At 71.7% G+C, this 16,232-nt stretch carries 12 protein-coding genes; 5 read left to right on the forward strand and 7 right to left on the reverse strand.

Going from position 1 to position 16,232, the window contains the following annotated elements; all coding sequences use genetic code 11:
- Nucleotides 1-107 precede the first annotated feature (107 nt).
- Nucleotides 108-341, forward strand: coding sequence for a DUF3073 domain-containing protein (locus tag AB0N02_RS37970; RefSeq protein WP_363957099.1), 234 nt, complete (start codon nt 108-110; stop codon nt 339-341).
- Nucleotides 342-842: 501 nt separating this feature from the next.
- On the opposite strand, the gene purM is transcribed toward AB0N02_RS37970, so the two are convergent.
- Together purM and purF are read right to left on the reverse strand one after the other, a co-directional pair.
- On the reverse strand, nt 843-1,868 hold the full coding sequence (purM, locus tag AB0N02_RS37975) for a phosphoribosylformylglycinamidine cyclo-ligase (RefSeq protein WP_363957102.1): 1,026 nt from the start codon (nt 1,866-1,868) through the stop codon (nt 843-845).
- Nucleotides 1,869-1,911: 43 nt separating this feature from the next.
- Nucleotides 1,912-3,348: an amidophosphoribosyltransferase gene (gene purF, locus AB0N02_RS37980; protein ID WP_363957105.1), complete on the reverse strand. Its 1,437-nt coding sequence runs from the start codon at nt 3,346-3,348 to the stop codon at nt 1,912-1,914.
- Nucleotides 3,349-3,918: 570 nt separating this feature from the next.
- On the opposite strand from purF, the gene AB0N02_RS37985 reads away from it, so the two are divergent.
- Complete coding sequence (locus AB0N02_RS37985; protein ID WP_363957108.1) at nt 3,919-4,821, forward strand: hypothetical protein; 903 nt, start codon at nt 3,919-3,921, stop codon at nt 4,819-4,821.
- A 36-nt stretch (nt 4,822-4,857) separates the two neighbouring features.
- Here AB0N02_RS37985 and AB0N02_RS37990 read toward each other — a convergent pair whose 3' ends face one another.
- Nucleotides 4,858-5,334, reverse strand: a complete 477-nt coding sequence (locus tag AB0N02_RS37990) for a sterol carrier family protein (RefSeq protein ID WP_363957133.1) — start codon at nt 5,332-5,334, stop codon at nt 4,858-4,860.
- A 156-nt stretch (nt 5,335-5,490) separates the two neighbouring features.
- Between AB0N02_RS37990 and AB0N02_RS37995 the strand changes: the two genes are divergently transcribed.
- Entirely contained in the window at nt 5,491-7,587 is a 2,097-nt protein-coding gene (locus tag AB0N02_RS37995) for a PhoX family phosphatase (RefSeq protein ID WP_363957111.1), read from the forward strand.
- 102 nt (nt 7,588-7,689) lie between these two features.
- Here AB0N02_RS37995 and AB0N02_RS38000 read toward each other — a convergent pair whose 3' ends face one another.
- Nucleotides 7,690-9,135 carry an MFS transporter gene (locus AB0N02_RS38000; protein ID WP_363957114.1) on the reverse strand — a complete coding sequence of 482 codons (1,446 nt, stop codon included), beginning with the start codon at nt 9,133-9,135 and terminating at the stop codon, nt 7,690-7,692.
- Between the two features lie 82 nt (nt 9,136-9,217).
- On the opposite strand from AB0N02_RS38000, the gene AB0N02_RS38005 reads away from it, so the two are divergent.
- Nucleotides 9,218-9,916 (forward strand): TetR family transcriptional regulator, encoded by a 699-nt coding sequence (locus tag AB0N02_RS38005; RefSeq protein WP_363957136.1) that lies wholly within the window; start codon nt 9,218-9,220, stop codon nt 9,914-9,916.
- A gap of 116 nt (nt 9,917-10,032) precedes the next feature.
- Here AB0N02_RS38005 and AB0N02_RS38010 read toward each other — a convergent pair whose 3' ends face one another.
- From AB0N02_RS38010 to AB0N02_RS38020, 3 genes are all read right to left on the reverse strand, one after another.
- Nucleotides 10,033-11,541: an MFS transporter gene (locus tag AB0N02_RS38010; RefSeq protein ID WP_363957116.1), complete on the reverse strand. Its 1,509-nt coding sequence runs from the start codon at nt 11,539-11,541 to the stop codon at nt 10,033-10,035.
- 302 nt (nt 11,542-11,843) lie between these two features.
- Complete coding sequence (locus AB0N02_RS38015; RefSeq protein ID WP_363957119.1) at nt 11,844-12,512, reverse strand: Crp/Fnr family transcriptional regulator; 669 nt, start codon at nt 12,510-12,512, stop codon at nt 11,844-11,846.
- Nucleotides 12,513-12,612: 100 nt separating this feature from the next.
- A complete protein-coding gene (locus AB0N02_RS38020; protein ID WP_363957122.1) occupies nt 12,613-14,718 on the reverse strand; it encodes an adenylate/guanylate cyclase domain-containing protein in 2,106 nt (701 codons plus the stop codon).
- 255 nt (nt 14,719-14,973) lie between these two features.
- Here AB0N02_RS38020 and AB0N02_RS38025 point away from each other — a divergent pair, with 255 nt between their 5' ends.
- Nucleotides 14,974-16,092 (forward strand): hypothetical protein, encoded by a 1,119-nt coding sequence (locus AB0N02_RS38025; protein WP_363957125.1) that lies wholly within the window; start codon nt 14,974-14,976, stop codon nt 16,090-16,092.
- Nucleotides 16,093-16,232 lie beyond the last annotated feature (140 nt).

Below are 16,232 nucleotides of genomic sequence, written 5' to 3' on the forward strand. Positions count from 1 at the left end.
TACGGTTGTAGTCGAACGAGAGCTGACGCCTCAAGTCAGGTGGCGTCAGTGCGTGGTGCGTTAGCGACGAGGGGTCGGGCACGACCCCACACGAGGGGGTCGAGCCAATGGGGCGCGGCCGAGCAAAGGCCAAGCAGGTCAAGGTTGCTCGCCAGCTGAAGTACAACAGCGGTGGCACTGATCTTGAGCGTCTTCGCGACGAGCTCGGAGTCAGAGACGACTCCAACCACAATGACGACGCCAACGACTCCTACGATGAACTGGCTGATCGGTACGCCGATTACGCCGATGACTTCGGCACCGGAGACGACCGCGACGACGGGACGTCCGGCCGGCGTTAGGCGGACTTCACATCGAACACGAAGGAAACACCCGGCGGTTGAAAAGCCGCCGGGTGTTTTCTCCGTGTTGCTGTTCTCGTCGGCGCCCCGCTGACTCGGGGCGCCGTTTCGTCATGCCCGGACACCTCTGAGCTTTCCGGATCCGCTCCGGCCGATCCGTCCCCCACCACGAAACTCCCCGGACGGAGCTTCATCCTCGCCGCGAAACGTCACCGCGGTGGAGTCCCCGCTCCATGTCATGAGGCGTCGCCGCGGTGGAGCCGGTCCCCGTCGTGAAACGCCGTCGTGGCGGAGCTCCCCTTCTCCGGACGAGACACTCGCGTGGCGCCGGTACGGCGAGGGGGAACACGGTCCTGGCCGGCGCCGGTGAGCCGAGCCCTGCCCGGTGAGCGACGGCGGGCGCGGACGCCTCCGACGTACCGGAGGCGTCCGGCCGGGAGCCTCGGTGGTGACGAGGCCGGTGGTGCGGGGGCCGGTGGTGCGGGGCCGATGGTGGCGGGGTCAGCGGTAGCGGGCCTTGCCCGTGCCCGGGACGACCTCGCCGAGCACCCAGGCCGGCAGGCCGCGCTCTTCGAGCAGGGCCAGGGCCGGGGCGACGGAGTCGGCCGGGACGACGGCCGCCATGCCCACCCCCAGGTTGAAGGTGCGGTCCATGTCGGCCTGGGCGACCTGCCCGTGACCGGCGAGCACCTCGAAGATCGCCGGCGGAGTCCAGGAGGAGCGGTCGAGCAGCGCGTCCAGCGTCGGCGGGAGGGAGCGCGACAGGTTGCCCTCCAGGCCGCCGCCGGTGATGTGCGCGTAGGCGTGGACCTCCGTCGCGCGGGCCAGCTCCAGGCAGTCCAGGGAGTAGATCCTGGTCGGCTCCAGCAGCTCCTCGCCGAGCGTACGGCCCAGCTCGGCGGGCCGGTCCTCCAGGGAGAGCCCGGCGAGCTTGATGATGTGCCGGACCAGTGAGTAGCCGTTGGAGTGCACGCCCGACGAGGCCAGGGCCAGCACCACGTCTCCCTCGCGGACCCGGTCCCGGCCGAGCATCCGGTCGGCTTCCACCACGCCCGTGGCGGCGCCCGCCAGGTCGTACTCGTCGGCGCCCATGGCCCCGGGGTGCTCGGCCGTCTCACCGCCGACGAGGGCGCAGCCGGCCAGGCGGCAGCCCTCCGCGACGCCGCCGACGATCTCGGCGATCCGCTCGGGGACGACCTTCCCGCAGGCGATGTAGTCGGTCATGAAGAGCGGCTCGGCGCCGCAGACGACCAGGTCGTCGACGACCATGCCGACCAGGTCGATGCCGATCGTGTCGTGCTTGCCGAGCGCCTGCGCCAGCATGATCTTGGTGCCGACGCCGTCGGTCGAGGTGGTCAGCAGCGGTCGCCGGTAGCTCAGCAGGGCCGAGGCGTCGAACAGGCCCGCGAACCCGCTGGCGTCGTCGACGACCTCGGGCCGCCTGGACCGCGCGATCTTCGACTTCATCAGCTCGACGGCGCGCTCACCGGCGTCGATGTCCACACCGGCCGCGGCGTAGCTGGTCATGCGATCTCCTTCACCGGCCGGATGGCCGAGGTGGTCGGCAGGCTCACAGTTTGGCCTCCAGGACGTACTTACCCACGTTGTCCTGGTCGATGGGGATGGGGTAGACGCCGTCGAAGCAGGCCCGGCAGAGCCGTTCGGCGGGGATCGTGGTGGCCTGGGTCAGGCCCTCCAGCGAGATGTAGCCGAGGGAGTCGGCGCCGAGGGAGGCGCGGATCTCCTCCACGCTGAGCGACCCGGCGATCAGCTCGGCCCGGGTGGCGAAGTCGATGCCGTAGAAGCAGGGCCAGCTGACCGGCGGCGAGGAGATCCGGACGTGGACCTCCCTGGCCCCCGCCTCGCGCAGCATCTTGACGATCGCCCGCTGGGTGTTGCCGCGCACGATGGAGTCGTCCACCACGACCAGGCGCTTGCCCGCGACGACCTCCTTCAGCGGGTTGAGCTTGAGCCGGATGCCGAGCTGGCGGATCGTCTGGGACGGCTGGATGAAGGTCCGGCCGACGTAGGAGTTCTTGACCAGGCCCTGGCCGTACGGGATGCCACTCTCCTCGGCGTAGCCGACGGCGGCCGGGGTGCCCGACTCCGGCGTCGGGATGACCAGGTCGGCCTCGACGGGGTGCTCGCGGGCCAGCACGCGGCCGACCTCGACGCGCGTGGTCTGCACGCCGCGCCCGGCGATCGTGGTGTCGGGACGGGCCAGGTAGACGTACTCGAACAGGCAGCCCTTGGGATCGGCCACCGCGAACTTGCGGGAGCGCACGCCGCGCTCGTCGATGGTGATCAGCTCGCCCGGCTCGATCTCGCGGACGAAGGTGGCGCCGACGATGTCCAGCGCGGCGGTCTCGGAGGCCACCACCCAGCCGCGCTCAAGACGGCCCAGCACCAGCGGGCGGACGCCCTGCGGGTCGCGGGCGGCGTACAGCGTCCGCTCGTTCATGAAGACGAGCGAGTAGGCGCCCTTGACCTGGGGCAGGAGGTCGGCGGCGGCGTCCTCGATGGGCTGGCTGCGGTCCTGGGCCAGCAGCGACGTCAGCACCTCGGTGTCGGTGGTCGCCCTGGTCGAGCCGGGGGCGAGCCGCCGTGCCAGCTCCGGGGTGTTGATCAGGTTTCCGTTGTGGGCGAGCGCGAGGCCGCCGTCCTCGGTCGAGCTCAGCGTCGGCTGGGCGTTCTCCCAGACGCTCGACCCGGTGGTCGAGTAACGGCAGTGGCCGATCGCGAGGTGGCCGCGGAGGGTCCCGAGGATCGACTCGTCGAAGACCTGGGCCACCAGGCCCATGTCCTTGTAGATGAGGATGCGGCTGCCCTCGCTGACCGCGATGCCCGCGGACTCCTGGCCGCGGTGTTGCAGCGCGTACAGCCCGTAGTAAGTGAGTTTGGAGACTTCCTCCCCGGGTGCCCATACGCCGAAGACGCCGCACGCGTCCTTCGGAGGTTGGTCACGGGGGTCAAGGTCATGGCTCAGATGGCCGTCGCCCTTCAGCACATACCTCAGTCTAGGTCGGGCTCTCCGCTGCTCTGACCCGGGGGCCGTGTCCGCTTGATAGGAGCACTGTTACCGAACAATCGTCAGCGTTTTGCCGTGTCGGCCTGTTTCAGGGGAAACGCCCGGGGGAGTGTGAGGTATCCGGCATACCTACACGTCGGGAGGGTGGACGTGACAACACCTGAGGACCCGAACCAGCCTGACCCGCGGCGGGACGAGCGGGACCGGCGGCCCGAAGGGGAGGGAGCAGGCCGGGAACGCCCCCCTGCCGCCTCCTCGGAGGAGGCGGGCCGCGAGGGTCCTTCCGCGCCTCCCGGGGGGACGACGGCCCCCGGCACGCCCCAGGAGCCTCAAAGGCCCGAGGAGCCCCAAAGCCCGGAGAAGGCCCGAAGCCCTGAGGAGCCCCGGAGAGCCGAGGAGCCTCAGAGACCCGAGGAGCCCCGGGGACCCGAGGAGCCCGAGGAGCCCGTCCCGTGGTCTCCGGAACCGCGGGAGCCCCTTCCCGGGGAGAGGCCGCCGGGGCAGCCGATCTCCGTCCCCGACGAGCCGCGGGTGCCGCACCACCCGGACGTGCCGACCGCCCCGGAGGTTCCGCCGCCCGACCAGGCGGACACGGAGAGCACGGTGGTCTTCGAGTCACCGGTCACCCCGGCCGCCGGCCCCCCGACCGCGCCGCAGCCCTCCCATCCGGTACCGGGCGAGACTCCGCCCGCCTACCCCGGCTGGGAGAGCGCCTCGGAGACGCCGCGGGAAAGTGCCTGGCCCGGACAGCCGGACGTCCCGTCGGGCGCGGCCGGACCGTCGCGCTACGACCCGCCGACCCGGCCCGAGGAGATCCCCGGCGCGAGTCCCTACGGGGGCGAGCACGGCGGCGGACCGTCCGTCGGCCCTTCCGGGCAGCCGGGCGACCGTCCCCAGCCGCCGCCTTCCGGCCCTCCGCCCGCGGGTGCCGCCACGCCGTCCTGGCAGGAGCCGCCGGGGCAGGCCTACCCGTCCTCACCGGAGGCGGCGGGGCCGTACCGGCCGCAGCAGGGGCAGCCGTACCAGGGCCAGCCGTACCAGGGGCCGCTCTCGCCCGGCGGACCCGGCTACCCGGGCGGTCCCGGCTATCCGGGGGGCACGCCGTACCCGGCACCCCCGGGGCAGCAGTGGAGGCCGCCGCCGCAGGGCGGAGGGCTCGGTACGGCGGCGCTGGTGCTGGGCATCGTGAGCATATTCCTGCTGGTGATATGCGGGGTGGGCGTGCTGACGGCCATCGTCGGCCTGATCATCGGCATCGTCGCGGTCGTCAAGGGCTCCAACCGGGGGCGCGCCTGGGTCGGCATCGTCCTGAGCGCGCTGACCCTGATCATCGCCGTGGTGCTGGTGAGCTGGATCTCCAGCAAGGCGGGGAACTGCGTCAACCTGCCGCCCGAGCTCCAGCGGCGCTGCATCGAGGAGCAGTTCGGGATCCAGATCCAGAACACGCCGTAAGGCCGTGAGAGGGGCTCCCGCGCAGGCGGGGTCGCGCTAGGCCCGCGGGGTGAGATCCCTCCGGACCGGCAGGTGGTCGGACAGGTCGGCCCGGCTCCCGCTCGCGGCGATCTTCCCGGCCGCCGTCGCCTCGTCCCACGTCAGACGGCCGGTGGCGAGCTCCAGCCAGGTGAGGGCGTCGGTCTCCACCACGTTCGGCGGGGTGCCCCGGGTGTGACGGGGCCCCTCGACGCACTGCACCGCGGCGTACGGCGGCACCCGCACCTCGACGGTCCGGCCCGGAGCCGCCTCGGCCAGCCGGTCGAGCAGGTGCCGTACGGCGAAGCGGGTGATCTCCCGCTCGGGGCGCGCCCCCCGTTCGTAGGCCCGCAGCACCACTGTGACGCCCGCCCCCAGCAGTTCCGCGAGCCCTTCGGGCCCGTCGTAGGGAGGTTCGTCGAGTGCGGACAGCTGGGCGTCCAGCGCGGTACGGACCTTGGCGGGGTCGGGCTTGTGAGACGGCACGCTCCCCATCATGCCCGCCCGGCGCACCGGTTCCTCACGGTGTGCGCCCGGCCGCGGTGGTGATCGCGACAAACGCTTCACCGAACCGGCAAACATCGTTCACCTCATGTTCCATCCGCACACGTAGCGTCCGGGCCGAAACGACCGCACACCTTGGAGGATTCCGTGGCGAACCTGTCCCCGAACAGACTGCTCCCGCTGCTCACGACCCCTCATAAGGGCGGTCGCAGCGCGCTCACCTGCCGGTTCCGCTGTGGCGACCAGTGCGCGCACGAGGTGGCGAACACCAGCGAGAACGTCTACTTCGGTGACGTGGTCGCCGAGGCGATGTCCCGCCGCGGCGTACTGCGCGCGGGCACCCTGGGCGCCCTCGCGATCGGCGCCGGGATCGCCGCGGCGGCCCCGGCCCTGGCCGATCCCGGTACGGACGCGGCGGCGGACGGGGAGGCCTTCGGGGGCGGCCACGGTGGTCCCGGCGGCCGAGGGGGGCTGAACTTCACCCCCGTCCCGCCGAACACCGACGACAAGGTGACGGTCCCCGCGGGCTACGAGACGGCGCCCGTGGTGCGCTGGGGCGACCCGGTGCTGCCCGACGCGCCCGCCTTCGACTTCGAGAACCAGACCGCGGCCGCGCAGGCCAGGCAGTTCGGCTACAACAACGACTTCGTCACGTTCTTCCCGCTGGGCGCCCAGCGCGGCCTGCTCTGGGTCAACCACGAGTACACCGACGAGAACCTGATGTTCCGCGGCTACACCGACGGCAACTCCGCGACCGAGGAGCAGATCAGGATCGCGCTGGCCGCGCACGGCGGCTCGGTGGTCGAGATCGAGCGGGTCGGCGGGACCGGTCAGTGGAAGCTGGTCACGCGCGGGCGCCGCCGCTACAACCGCCGCGTCACCGCGCAGACCCCGATGCGCTTCAGCGGCCCGGCCGCGGGAGGCGACCTGCTGAAGACCGCCGCCGACCCGGCGGGCACCACCCCGGTCGGCACGCTCAACAACTGCGCGGGCGGCACCACCCCGTGGGGCACGGTGCTGAGCGGTGAGGAGAACTTCAACCAGTACTTCGTCAACGGCAACGGCGTGCCCGAGGCGCAGAAGCCCTTCCTCACCCGGTACGGCGTGAGCGCCACGACCGGCGTCCCGAGCGGCAGCCGCAGGTTCGACCGGGTCGAGGAGCGCTTCGACCTGGCCAGGCACCCCAACGAGATCAACAGGTTCGGCTGGATCGTGGAGATCGACCCGTTCGACCCCGACTCGACGCCGATCAAGCGCACCGCCCTGGGCCGGCTGGCCCACGAGGGCGCGACGACCACCCTGGCCAGGGACGGCCGGGTCGTGGCCTACATGGGCGACGACTCCCGCTTCGAGTACGTCTACAAGTTCGTCTCCAAGAAGCGCTACATCCCCGGCTTCGACCGCCACAACCGGACGCTGCTGGACGAGGGCACGCTGTACGTCGCCAAGTTCACCGGAGACAGCCCGGCGGCGGAGATCGACGGCAGCGGCAGGCTGCCCTCCGACGGCCGCTTCGACGGCTCGGGGCAGTGGATCCCGCTGGTCACCGGCGACGTCTCGCACGTGCCCGGCATGACCGCCCAGGAGGTCCTCGTCCACACCCGGGTGGCGGCCGACAAGGTCGGCGCGACCAAGATGGACCGCCCCGAGGACGTCGAGCGCAACCCGGTCACCGGCGGCGTCTACGTGGCGCTGACCAACAACACCAACCGGACCCCGGCTCAGGTGGACGAGGCCAACCCGCGCCCGTCGAACAAGCACGGCCACATCCTGGAGATCACCGAGCTGCGCGACGACGCCGGGGCCACGACCTTCGCCTGGTCCCTGCCGCTGGTCTGCGGCGACCCCAACGACCCCTCGACCTACTTCGGCGGGTTCGACAAGACCAGGGTCTCGCCGATCTCCTGCCCGGACAACGTCGCCTTCGACGCCGAGGGCAACCTCTGGATCGCCACCGACGGCAACCAGCTCGGCGCCAACGACGGCCTGTTCGCCATGCCGGTGCGCGGGCCCGAGCGCGGCCACCTCCGGCAGTTCCTGAGCGTCCCGGTCGGCGCGGAGACCTGCGGTCCCTTCGTCAGCCCGGACCAGCGCAGCGTGTTCACCGCGATCCAGCACCCGGGCGAGACGAACGGGGCCACCCCCGAGGCGCCCACCAGCCACTGGCCCGACGGCGGCACCAGCCAGCCCCGCCCGGCCGTCGTGGTCACCTGGCACAGCCGGGGCGGGAAGGTCGGCTCCTGACCCCATGATCTCGGTACCGCCCGTGCCCCTTCCCCGAAGAAGGCGTGAGCCGTCTCCTGGGCGGGGTCCGGGGAACGGGCACGGGCGGTACCGCCCTTTTCCTCACTCCACCGCCACCGGTACGGCGGCCCGCTCCGCCGCGGCGGTTCCCGTCCCGCGTGCGGGACGGGGCGGACGCAGGGAGAACAGGCTGATCGGCACCCCGGCCAGCACGATGACCGCCGCGACCACGAGGGTCGACTGGTAGGCCTCCAGGAAGGCCGTCAGCGGTCTGGCGCCACCCGCCAGGATCGTCGTCTGCCTGCCGTTGAGGATCGCCCCGAGGACCGTGATCCCGAGCAGGCCGAAGATCTCCCGCGAGACGTTCAGCACCCCCGCGGCGATTCCGGCGCGCTCGGCGGGAAGCATGCCCAGGACGGTCGTGGTGATCGGCACGAGCAGCCCGCCGCCCAGCCCGTAGACCAGGAACCACGGCAGCAGATCCCCGAACGTGCCCGCCTGCCCGACGAACGAGATCCCGAAGATCGCCCCGGCCATCAGCAGGAGCCCGGCCGCCACGGTCCGCGCGGTTCCGAGGAGGCGGCTGATCCGGGGGGCGAGGGCGGCGGTCACGGCCATCAACAGCGCCATCGGCACGAACGACTCCCCGGCCTCAAGCGGTGAGAAGCCCAGCACGTTCTGCAGGTAGAGCGCGGTGAAGAAGTAGATCCCGAACACGCCGAACGCCCACAGCCCCATGGAGAGCATGCCCCCGCTGACCACCCGCGACCTGAACAGCGACAGGTCGATCATGGGCTCCCGGCTCCTGCCCTCGATCACCGTGAACGCCAGCGCCGCGGCGACGGCCAGTCCCAGCGAGCCCAGGATCTCCGGTGAGGTCCATCCGGCCCGCTCGCCCTCGATGAGCGCGTAGGTCAGCGCGAACAGCGTCAGGCTCGACGTGACCAGGCCGGGGACGTCGAGGCCGCGCCGTACCCGGTCCCGCGGGGCCGTCCTGATCGCCCAGAGGCCGAGTCCGAGCGTCACCAGGCCGACGGGCACGTTGATCAGGTAGATCCAGCCCCACCGCCAGTTCTCGCTGATGAACCCGCCGGTCAGCGGCCCGAGGGCCAGCGCGAGCGCGCCGACCGAGCTCCACAGGCCGATCGCGGTCCCGCGCTCCCTCTCGTCGGGGAAGACCGATCTGATGAGGGCGAGCGCGGTCGGCGTCAGGAGAGCGGCGCCGACGCCCTGCACCGCCCTGGCTGCGATCAGGACCGTGCCGTCGCCGGCCAGTCCGGCGGCGAGCGAGGCCACCGTGAACACGCCGAGCCCGATCATGAAGATCCGCCGCCGCCCGAAGAGGTCCGCCAGGCGCCCGCCGACCAGCATCAGTCCGGCGAAGACCAGGATGTAGCCGCTGACGATCCATTCCAGTCCCGCGATGCTCAGCCCGAGATCCCGCTGGATCGTCGGCAGCGCGACGTTCACCACGTTGTTGTCGAGATAGGTCATGAACGTCCCGAGCGAGATCGCTCCCAGCGCCCACCACCTGCGGTCAGCAGTCATTTCCACCCCTATACGTCGTACCTGTACGGCGTACATGTACACGGCATAGTTGAACTTGTACGGCGTATAGTTGTCAACCGTGATGGGAAAACTGACCCGGGAGGCGGTCGTCGAGCAGGCGCTGCGGATCGGTGACGCCGAGGGACTCCAGGCGGTGACCATCAGGCGGCTCGCCCAGGACCTGGGTGTCACGCCGATGGCGCTCTACTGGCACTTCAAGAACAAGGAACAGCTGACCGTCGGCATGGCCGACCACCTGGTCCACGGCTTCGTGGTCGTGGAGAACCACGCCAGGCCGTGGAACGACCAGCTCCGCGAGCTCGTCGCGGGCCTGGTCCGCGTGCTGCGGCGCCACCCGTGCGCCGCGTCCGTGCTGGAGGAGGTGGACCAGATGGAGGTGCCGAGCTTCCTGCGGGTGTGGGACACCGCCCTCGGCCTGACCCGGCGGGCCGGGTTCACCCACGAGGAGAGCTGCCTGATCTCCAAGTACCTTCTGCGGGGCACGACCGCCCTCGCCGCGGGACCGGCGAATCGCAGGCCGGGTATGACGGAGCGGGAAGCGGCCGAGTCCGCCCGCGTCAAGCGGATAACCTTCCAGTCGCTGCCGCAGGACGCCTACCCGCACATCGTGGAGATGGCCGTCCCGCTCGTCGAGGGCTGCGCCACCGAGGTCTACGACACCTTCGGGGTCGACCTCCTGATGAGCGGAATCGAGGCGCTGGCGGCGCGCCGTACCGGGGGCGACCTGCCGAGAGACGGCGCCGGGGACTCCTCGCGGTGAGGGGCCTCCGACGGCGGGGCGGAGGTCTCACGAGGGCCTCACGAGGGCTTCACGAGGGCCTCACGAAGGCTTCACGAGGGCCTCACGGAGAGGTGCCTTCCGCGGTGTGGCGCCGCTCACAACGAGGCGGCTCGCTCGCCGTCGTGTAGTTCGGCCTTGACGGGACGCGGTCTCGTGGAACGGGCCAGGACGGCGGACAGGGCGCCCATGAGTGCGACGGCGAACAGCACGGCGTAGGTCTTCTGGAAGCCGTTCATGAGCTGTTCGACGGCCACCGGCGACACGCTGGACAGCGTGCCCGCGTAGATCTGGCCGCGCAGTTCGGCGCCGACCGAACCGGTGAGCACGCTCAGCGTGACGGCGATGCTCAGCACGACCCCGACGTTCGTCACCATCAGCCGGAAGCCGTTCACCACGCCGAGGCTTCCTCTGGGGAGCGCGGCCATGACCTGGGTGGTGTTCCCGGTCAGGAAGATGCCGCTGCCGCTGCCGCACAGCAGCAGCCCGGTCCCCACGATCCAGTACGGCGTCGCCGGGTCGGTGGTCAGCATCAGCACGCCCATCCCCGTCGTGCTCAGCAGCGACCCTCCGACCGACAGCACGTAGGGGGAGATCCGGCGGCCCAGCGCGCCCGCGATCGGCGAGGCCACTCCCAGGCCGATGGGGAGCGGGAGCACGCTCAGGGCCGCGGTGACGGCGTCGACGCCCCTGGCGGCCTGGAAGTAGAGGGCGACCAGCAGGATCAGCGCCGCGCGGGCCAGCGCGTTGCAGAAGGAGGCGGTGTTGGCGAAGGCCAGCATGCGCTGGCCGAACAGCCGCATGTCGAGCACCGGATTCGGGGCCCTGCGCTCGACCAGGAACAGGAACGGGGTCAGGATCGCGACGATCACGGCGCCCACGATCACGACGGGGCTGGACAGGCCCCGGGACCCCGCCTCGGACAGCGCGATGATCGCGGCCGACATCACGGCGAACACGAGCAGGTTGCCGAGCGCGTCCACCGGCTTGCGCGGGCCGCGAGGAAGCCTGCGCAGCGTGAACGCCCCCCAGACGACGGCGATCAGCGCCGGGGGCACGTTCACCCAGAAGATCCACTGCCAGCCCGCGGCCTGGGCGACGAGGCCGCCCACCGTGGGGCCGGTGAGCTGGGCGACGGACAGGGTGCCGATGTAGACGCCCATGCCCTGGCTGAGCCGGTCGGGCGGGAAGGCACCGGTGATGATCACGGTTCCGTTGGCCAGGATCATCGCCGATCCGATGGCCTGCACCACCCGCATCGCGACCAGGAACCAGACGTTCGGCGACAGGCCGGCCAGCAGCGACGCGACCGCGAACAGGGTGAATCCCGTCAGGTAGACCTCCCTGCGCCCGAGCAGGTCGGCCACCCGGCCGAAGAACACCAGGGTCGCGGTGTTGACGAGCAGGAACGCCAGCAGGATCCATCCCGAGGCGAACGCGTCGGCGTGGAAGTGCCTGACCACCTCGGGAAGCGCCACGTTGAGGGTGCTTCCGGAGATGCCGATGAGCAGCATGCCGAGGCAGGCCACCGAGCAGACACGCCAGGCGTAGCGGAGTTTTGATTGGTATTCGGGGGAGCCTGGCACATCCTGGGAAATGGCGACCATATGCGCCAGTTTGACCTACTCGCCTTTTCAGCGGAGGAGCAGGCCCACTCCGTGGGACACCGCGTTTCCGGACAGGGCTCGGCACGGCGCCCACATACCTCGCGAGGTTCGGCTCCGGGCAAGGTTCGGCGCGGCGCACGCATGCCTCGCGAGGTTCGGCTCCGGGCAGGGCTCAGTGCGGCGCTCCCACATGCCCTCCACCGGGCCGAGAACCTTCCGAGGCGCCGGTACGGCGAGCGAACACGCGGCCCTGATCGGCGCCGATGGTCGGCGGGTGACCCGGTGAACGTTGGCGGCCCCCGCTAACGGGCGCGCCTGCGCAGCCCCTCCATGTCGTGGATGGTCACGCGGCGGCGCCCCGTCTCGATCAGACCGCGGTCCCGGAGCGAGCGCAGGGACTTGCTGACCGCCTCGCGGGAGGCCCCGGTCCACCCGGCCAGCTCGTCCTGGGAGAGCGGCAGCGCCACCATGACCCCGTCGTCGACGGGCTCGCCGTACCGCTCGGCCAGTTCGATCAGCCTGGTCGCGACCCGGCCCGTGGTGTCGAACGCGCCGTACTCGATCCGCTTGCGGTCGGCGTCGCGCATCTTGCCGATCAGCATCCGTATCAGCAGCACGGCGACCCGGCCGTGCTCCCGCAGGTAGCCGGGGAAGTCGCGGATCGCCACGCCCTCGACCGGTTCGAGCGCGGTGACCGTGGCCGAGCGCGGCAGGCCGTCGAGGGCGGCGAACTCGCCGAGCAGCGCCCCGGGCCCGCGCACCGCCAGCACCACCTCGGTCCCGTTCGGGGTGTGCGAGGAGACCTTGACGCGCCCCGACGTCAGCAGCAGCACCCAGTCGGCGACGTCACCCTCGGAGCACACCGTGTCGCCCCGATCCCACCTCCTGGGCCTGCCCGCCGCGTGCAGCGCGGCGGTCTCCTCGTCCGTGAGCAGGGTGACGAACTCGCCCGGTTCGGGGGTGGGGCTCATGGGCACCTCCTGGCAGTACGGCGCTGTCGGTTGCGAATGCCGGTACGGGACCCGTCCGGCCGTGCCGTCACGGGACCCGCCGGGCGGGACACGGGCGGCCCTATGACAGGCCGGTCAGCACGTAGGCGTGGACGGGCTGCTGCTTGCCCTTGAGCGACAGGCCGCCCAGCGGGCGGACCCTGGCGCCGGGGCCGATCCGGTCGAGGGTGCTCTGACCGATCACGACGGTACCCGGTTCGGCGACGCCCTCCAGGCGGGCCGCCACGTTCACGCAGTCGCCCATCGCGTTGAACCCGCGCAGCTCCGGGCTGCCGATGTTGCCGACCAGCGCGGGACCGGTGTTGATCCCGATCCTGAACCGGGGGTAGCCCGGCGTCCCGCCCGCGATCCGCTCGGCCGCCTCCTGCATGGCCAGAGCCGCCCTGGCCGCCGCCGCGGCGTGGTCGGCCTGCCGGGCCGGGGCGTTGAACAGCGCCAGCAGCGCGTCGCCGACGAACTGCACGATCGTGCCGCCGTTGTCCAGCACGAGGGGCACGGCCGCCGAGTGGTAGCGGTTGAGCATCTCGACGATCTCCCCCGGCGTCGCCCGCTCGGAGAAGCTCGTGAACCCCTTCAGGTCGGCGAACAGCGCGGTCAGCTCGACCAGCTCGCCTCCCAGCGCGGCCGTCCCGGGGTCGGCCAGCAGGGCGTTGGCCACGTCCGGGGACATGTACTGCCGGAACAGGGTCGACAGCTCCCGGTAGAGCCGGGCGTTCTCCAGGGAGATGGACAGCTGGCTCGCCAGCGTGGCGGCGAGCGCCTCGTCCTGCCGGGTCATGCCCACCGGCACCTCGATCGCGCCCGCGAGCCGCCCCTTCACGGTCAGCGGGTGGACGACCGTGCCGCCGAGCCGCAGCGGGCCCTCGCCGGAGAGGTCCCGCTCGCCGTACTCGCCGGAGCGAAGGGTGATCCGCCCGTCGGAGACCAGGGCGACGCGCACGTCCCCGTAGGCCCGCCGTACGGGATCCAGGCCCCGGGTGAGCAGCTCCTCCTCCGGCAGCCCGACGCGGGCCCGGTTGCCCATCTCCACCAGCGCGGCGAGCCGTTCGGACACCTCCCGCTCGTCGGCCAGCGCCTCACCGGCCCGGTCGAGCACCGCGGCCTGCCCCTCGCTGAGCCCGAACCTGCCCGCCAGCCTGGTCGCGACCGGCACCCTGCTCTCGACCCTGCGCCGCAGGTGGCCGACGAGCTCCTCCAGCGCGTCCTCGTACTCGTCCCTGATCCGCTGGACGGTCGCCGCGAGCGCCACCGCGTCGAACAGGCCCGCGCCGGAGCCCTCGCGGCGGAACTGCAGGTGGGCGCTGTAGGCGACGAACAGGAAGGCCAGCGTCAGCAGCACGTGCCACAGCCACCACGACAGGTGCCAGTTGAGGTGGGACATGCCGGCGGCCGCCGCCTCGGCCAGCAGCGCGTACGCGGTGACCAGGCTGACCAGCATGGCCGCCGGGCGCCTGCGGTGCAGCCGGAACAGCATCGCCGCCGCCGCCGCGTACAGCGCGACCCCGAGCGGCTCCAGACCGCCGAGCCCGGCGCCGTGGTCGGGGGAGCGGCCGCTCAGCGGGGTGAGATCCGGCAGCAGTGAGGCGGCCGTCCAGCCCAGGAGCAGCAGGACGAGACCGCCGCGCAGCCAGGCCTGAGCCCCCAGCACGGCACGCGCCGCCCGCTCGCCCAGCGGCAGCGCGGAGGCGAACGCCGGTGCCGAGGCGACGAGCAGGCCGACGGGCTGGGACAGCTCGAACCCGTAGCTCGGCCCCTGGAGGATGACCTTCGGCGTGGTCAGGGCGTGGATCAGGAAGAACCCCGCGGTGCTCAGGAAGACCAGGGAGACCAGCAGCAGCCGGGCGTCCGCCCGCCTGGCCGACGCCTGGCCGATCATGGTACCGAGGACCACGTTGACCCCGGCCACGGCGAGGATCAACCAGAAGTGGCCGACGTTGTCCTGCCACCGGGCGTCCAGTTCGGGCCGGGCCAGCAACAGCCAGAGCCCGGCCACCGGCAGCGCCAGGTGGATTACCCAGACCACCGCGCGGATCGGGTGGGTGGCCGGAGGCAGGTACGGCCGCCGCCCCGCGAGGCCGTCACCGACGGCGGGAGACGTGGTCCCGGGGCTGCTCCGGAGTTCTTCGTGTTCCCCGGGCCGTGCGGTCCTCGGGTCGTTCCACGGCACGGTGGCCTCCGTGTCCTGGGAACCCCGCGGGGCTCCTCGACGCGTCCGTCCCCGCCCGGCGGGCGGGGTTCCCCCGAACGGGACCTGATTATCCCGCACGCGCTCCCCACGGTCAGATGGTTCGCATGCGGCGTTCCGAGGCCGAAATGTGATGTTTTGGGTGACAACTATTGGAACGGTTGAGGCGTGTAATACCTGAGATCCCTCCCATCACACCAGGATCGGCAGTGCCTGGTGTAGCAGAAAGGAAGCCCAGTGGCTTTCAAGTTGCCGGGCGCCCGCACGCTCAGTGTCGTGGCCGTCGGAGTGCTGGCCGGAACCATGCTCACGGTCGGCGGCAGCGCCGCCGCCGCGACGGCCGGTTCTGAGGTTCACGCTTGCGTGAACAAGAAGACCCGTTACGCGCGTATCGTCAACCCGACCACCGTGTGCAAGCCGACCGAGATCCGCGTGACCTGGGGTAACGGCAGCGGTGGCAGCCAGTCGGTGGTCACCGCCGGTCCGCAGGGGCCGCAGGGCCCGCAGGGTCCCAAGGGCGACCCCGGCCAGCAGGGCTCGCAGGGTGAGCGTGGCTTCCCGGGCAAGCAGGGCCCCGCCGGCCCGCAGGGCCCCAAGGGTGAGCAGGGCGCGCCGGGCAAGGACGGCAAGGACGGCGCGCCGGGCAAGAACGGCGAGCAGGGCGAGCAGGGCCCGCGCGGCCTTCCCGGCCAGGACGGCAAGGACGGCGCGCCGGGCAAGAACGGCGAGGACGGCAAGAACGGCCTGCCGGGCAAGGACGGTCAGGACGGCAAGCCCGGTGCTCAGGGTCCGCAGGGCCCCAAGGGCGAGCAGGGCGCGCCGGGCAAGGACGGTCAGGACGGCAAGAACGGCCTGCCGGGCAAGGATGGCCAGGACGGCAAGAACGGCCTGCCGGGCAAGGATGGCCAGGACGGCAAGCAGGGCCTCCCCGGTAAGGACGGCAAGGACGGCCAGGACGGCAAGCAGGGTCCCGCCGGTCCGCAGGGTCCCAAGGGCGAGCAGGGCCTGCGCGGTCTCCCCGGCCAGGACGGTAAGGACGGCCAGGACGGCAAGACCGGTGCCCAGGGCCCGCAGGGTCCCGCCGGTCCGCAGGGCCCCAAGGGTGAGCCCGGCTCCGGTGGTGGCGGCGGTACCGTCAGCGTCCACACCGCCTCCTTCGGCTTCGGTGGCCAGGGTGGTTCCAAGACCGTGACCTGCGCCTCCGGCAAGGCCACCGGCGGCGGCTACAGCGGCGAGGGCAGCGGCTCCGGCCAGGTCTACGCGAGCGCTCCCAACGCCTCCAGCGGCGCCCCGACCGGCTGGACCGTGTCCGGCAAGAACTTCAGTGGCACCGTCTACGTGATCTGCCTGTCCTAGTTCCAGGCCGATCCAACCGGCGAAAGGCCTCCCGACCGACTCCCGGGCAGATTCCAGGGGTCGTTGCAACACGGCTTGTTAACTGGCTTCGGCCAGGAGCTTAGCGAGGCGCTCGGCTGGGGTATCCCAGCCGAGCGTTT

It is taken from the genome of Streptosporangium sp. NPDC051022 (assembly GCF_040683035.1).
Taxonomy (GTDB): domain Bacteria; phylum Actinomycetota; class Actinomycetes; order Streptosporangiales; family Streptosporangiaceae; genus Streptosporangium.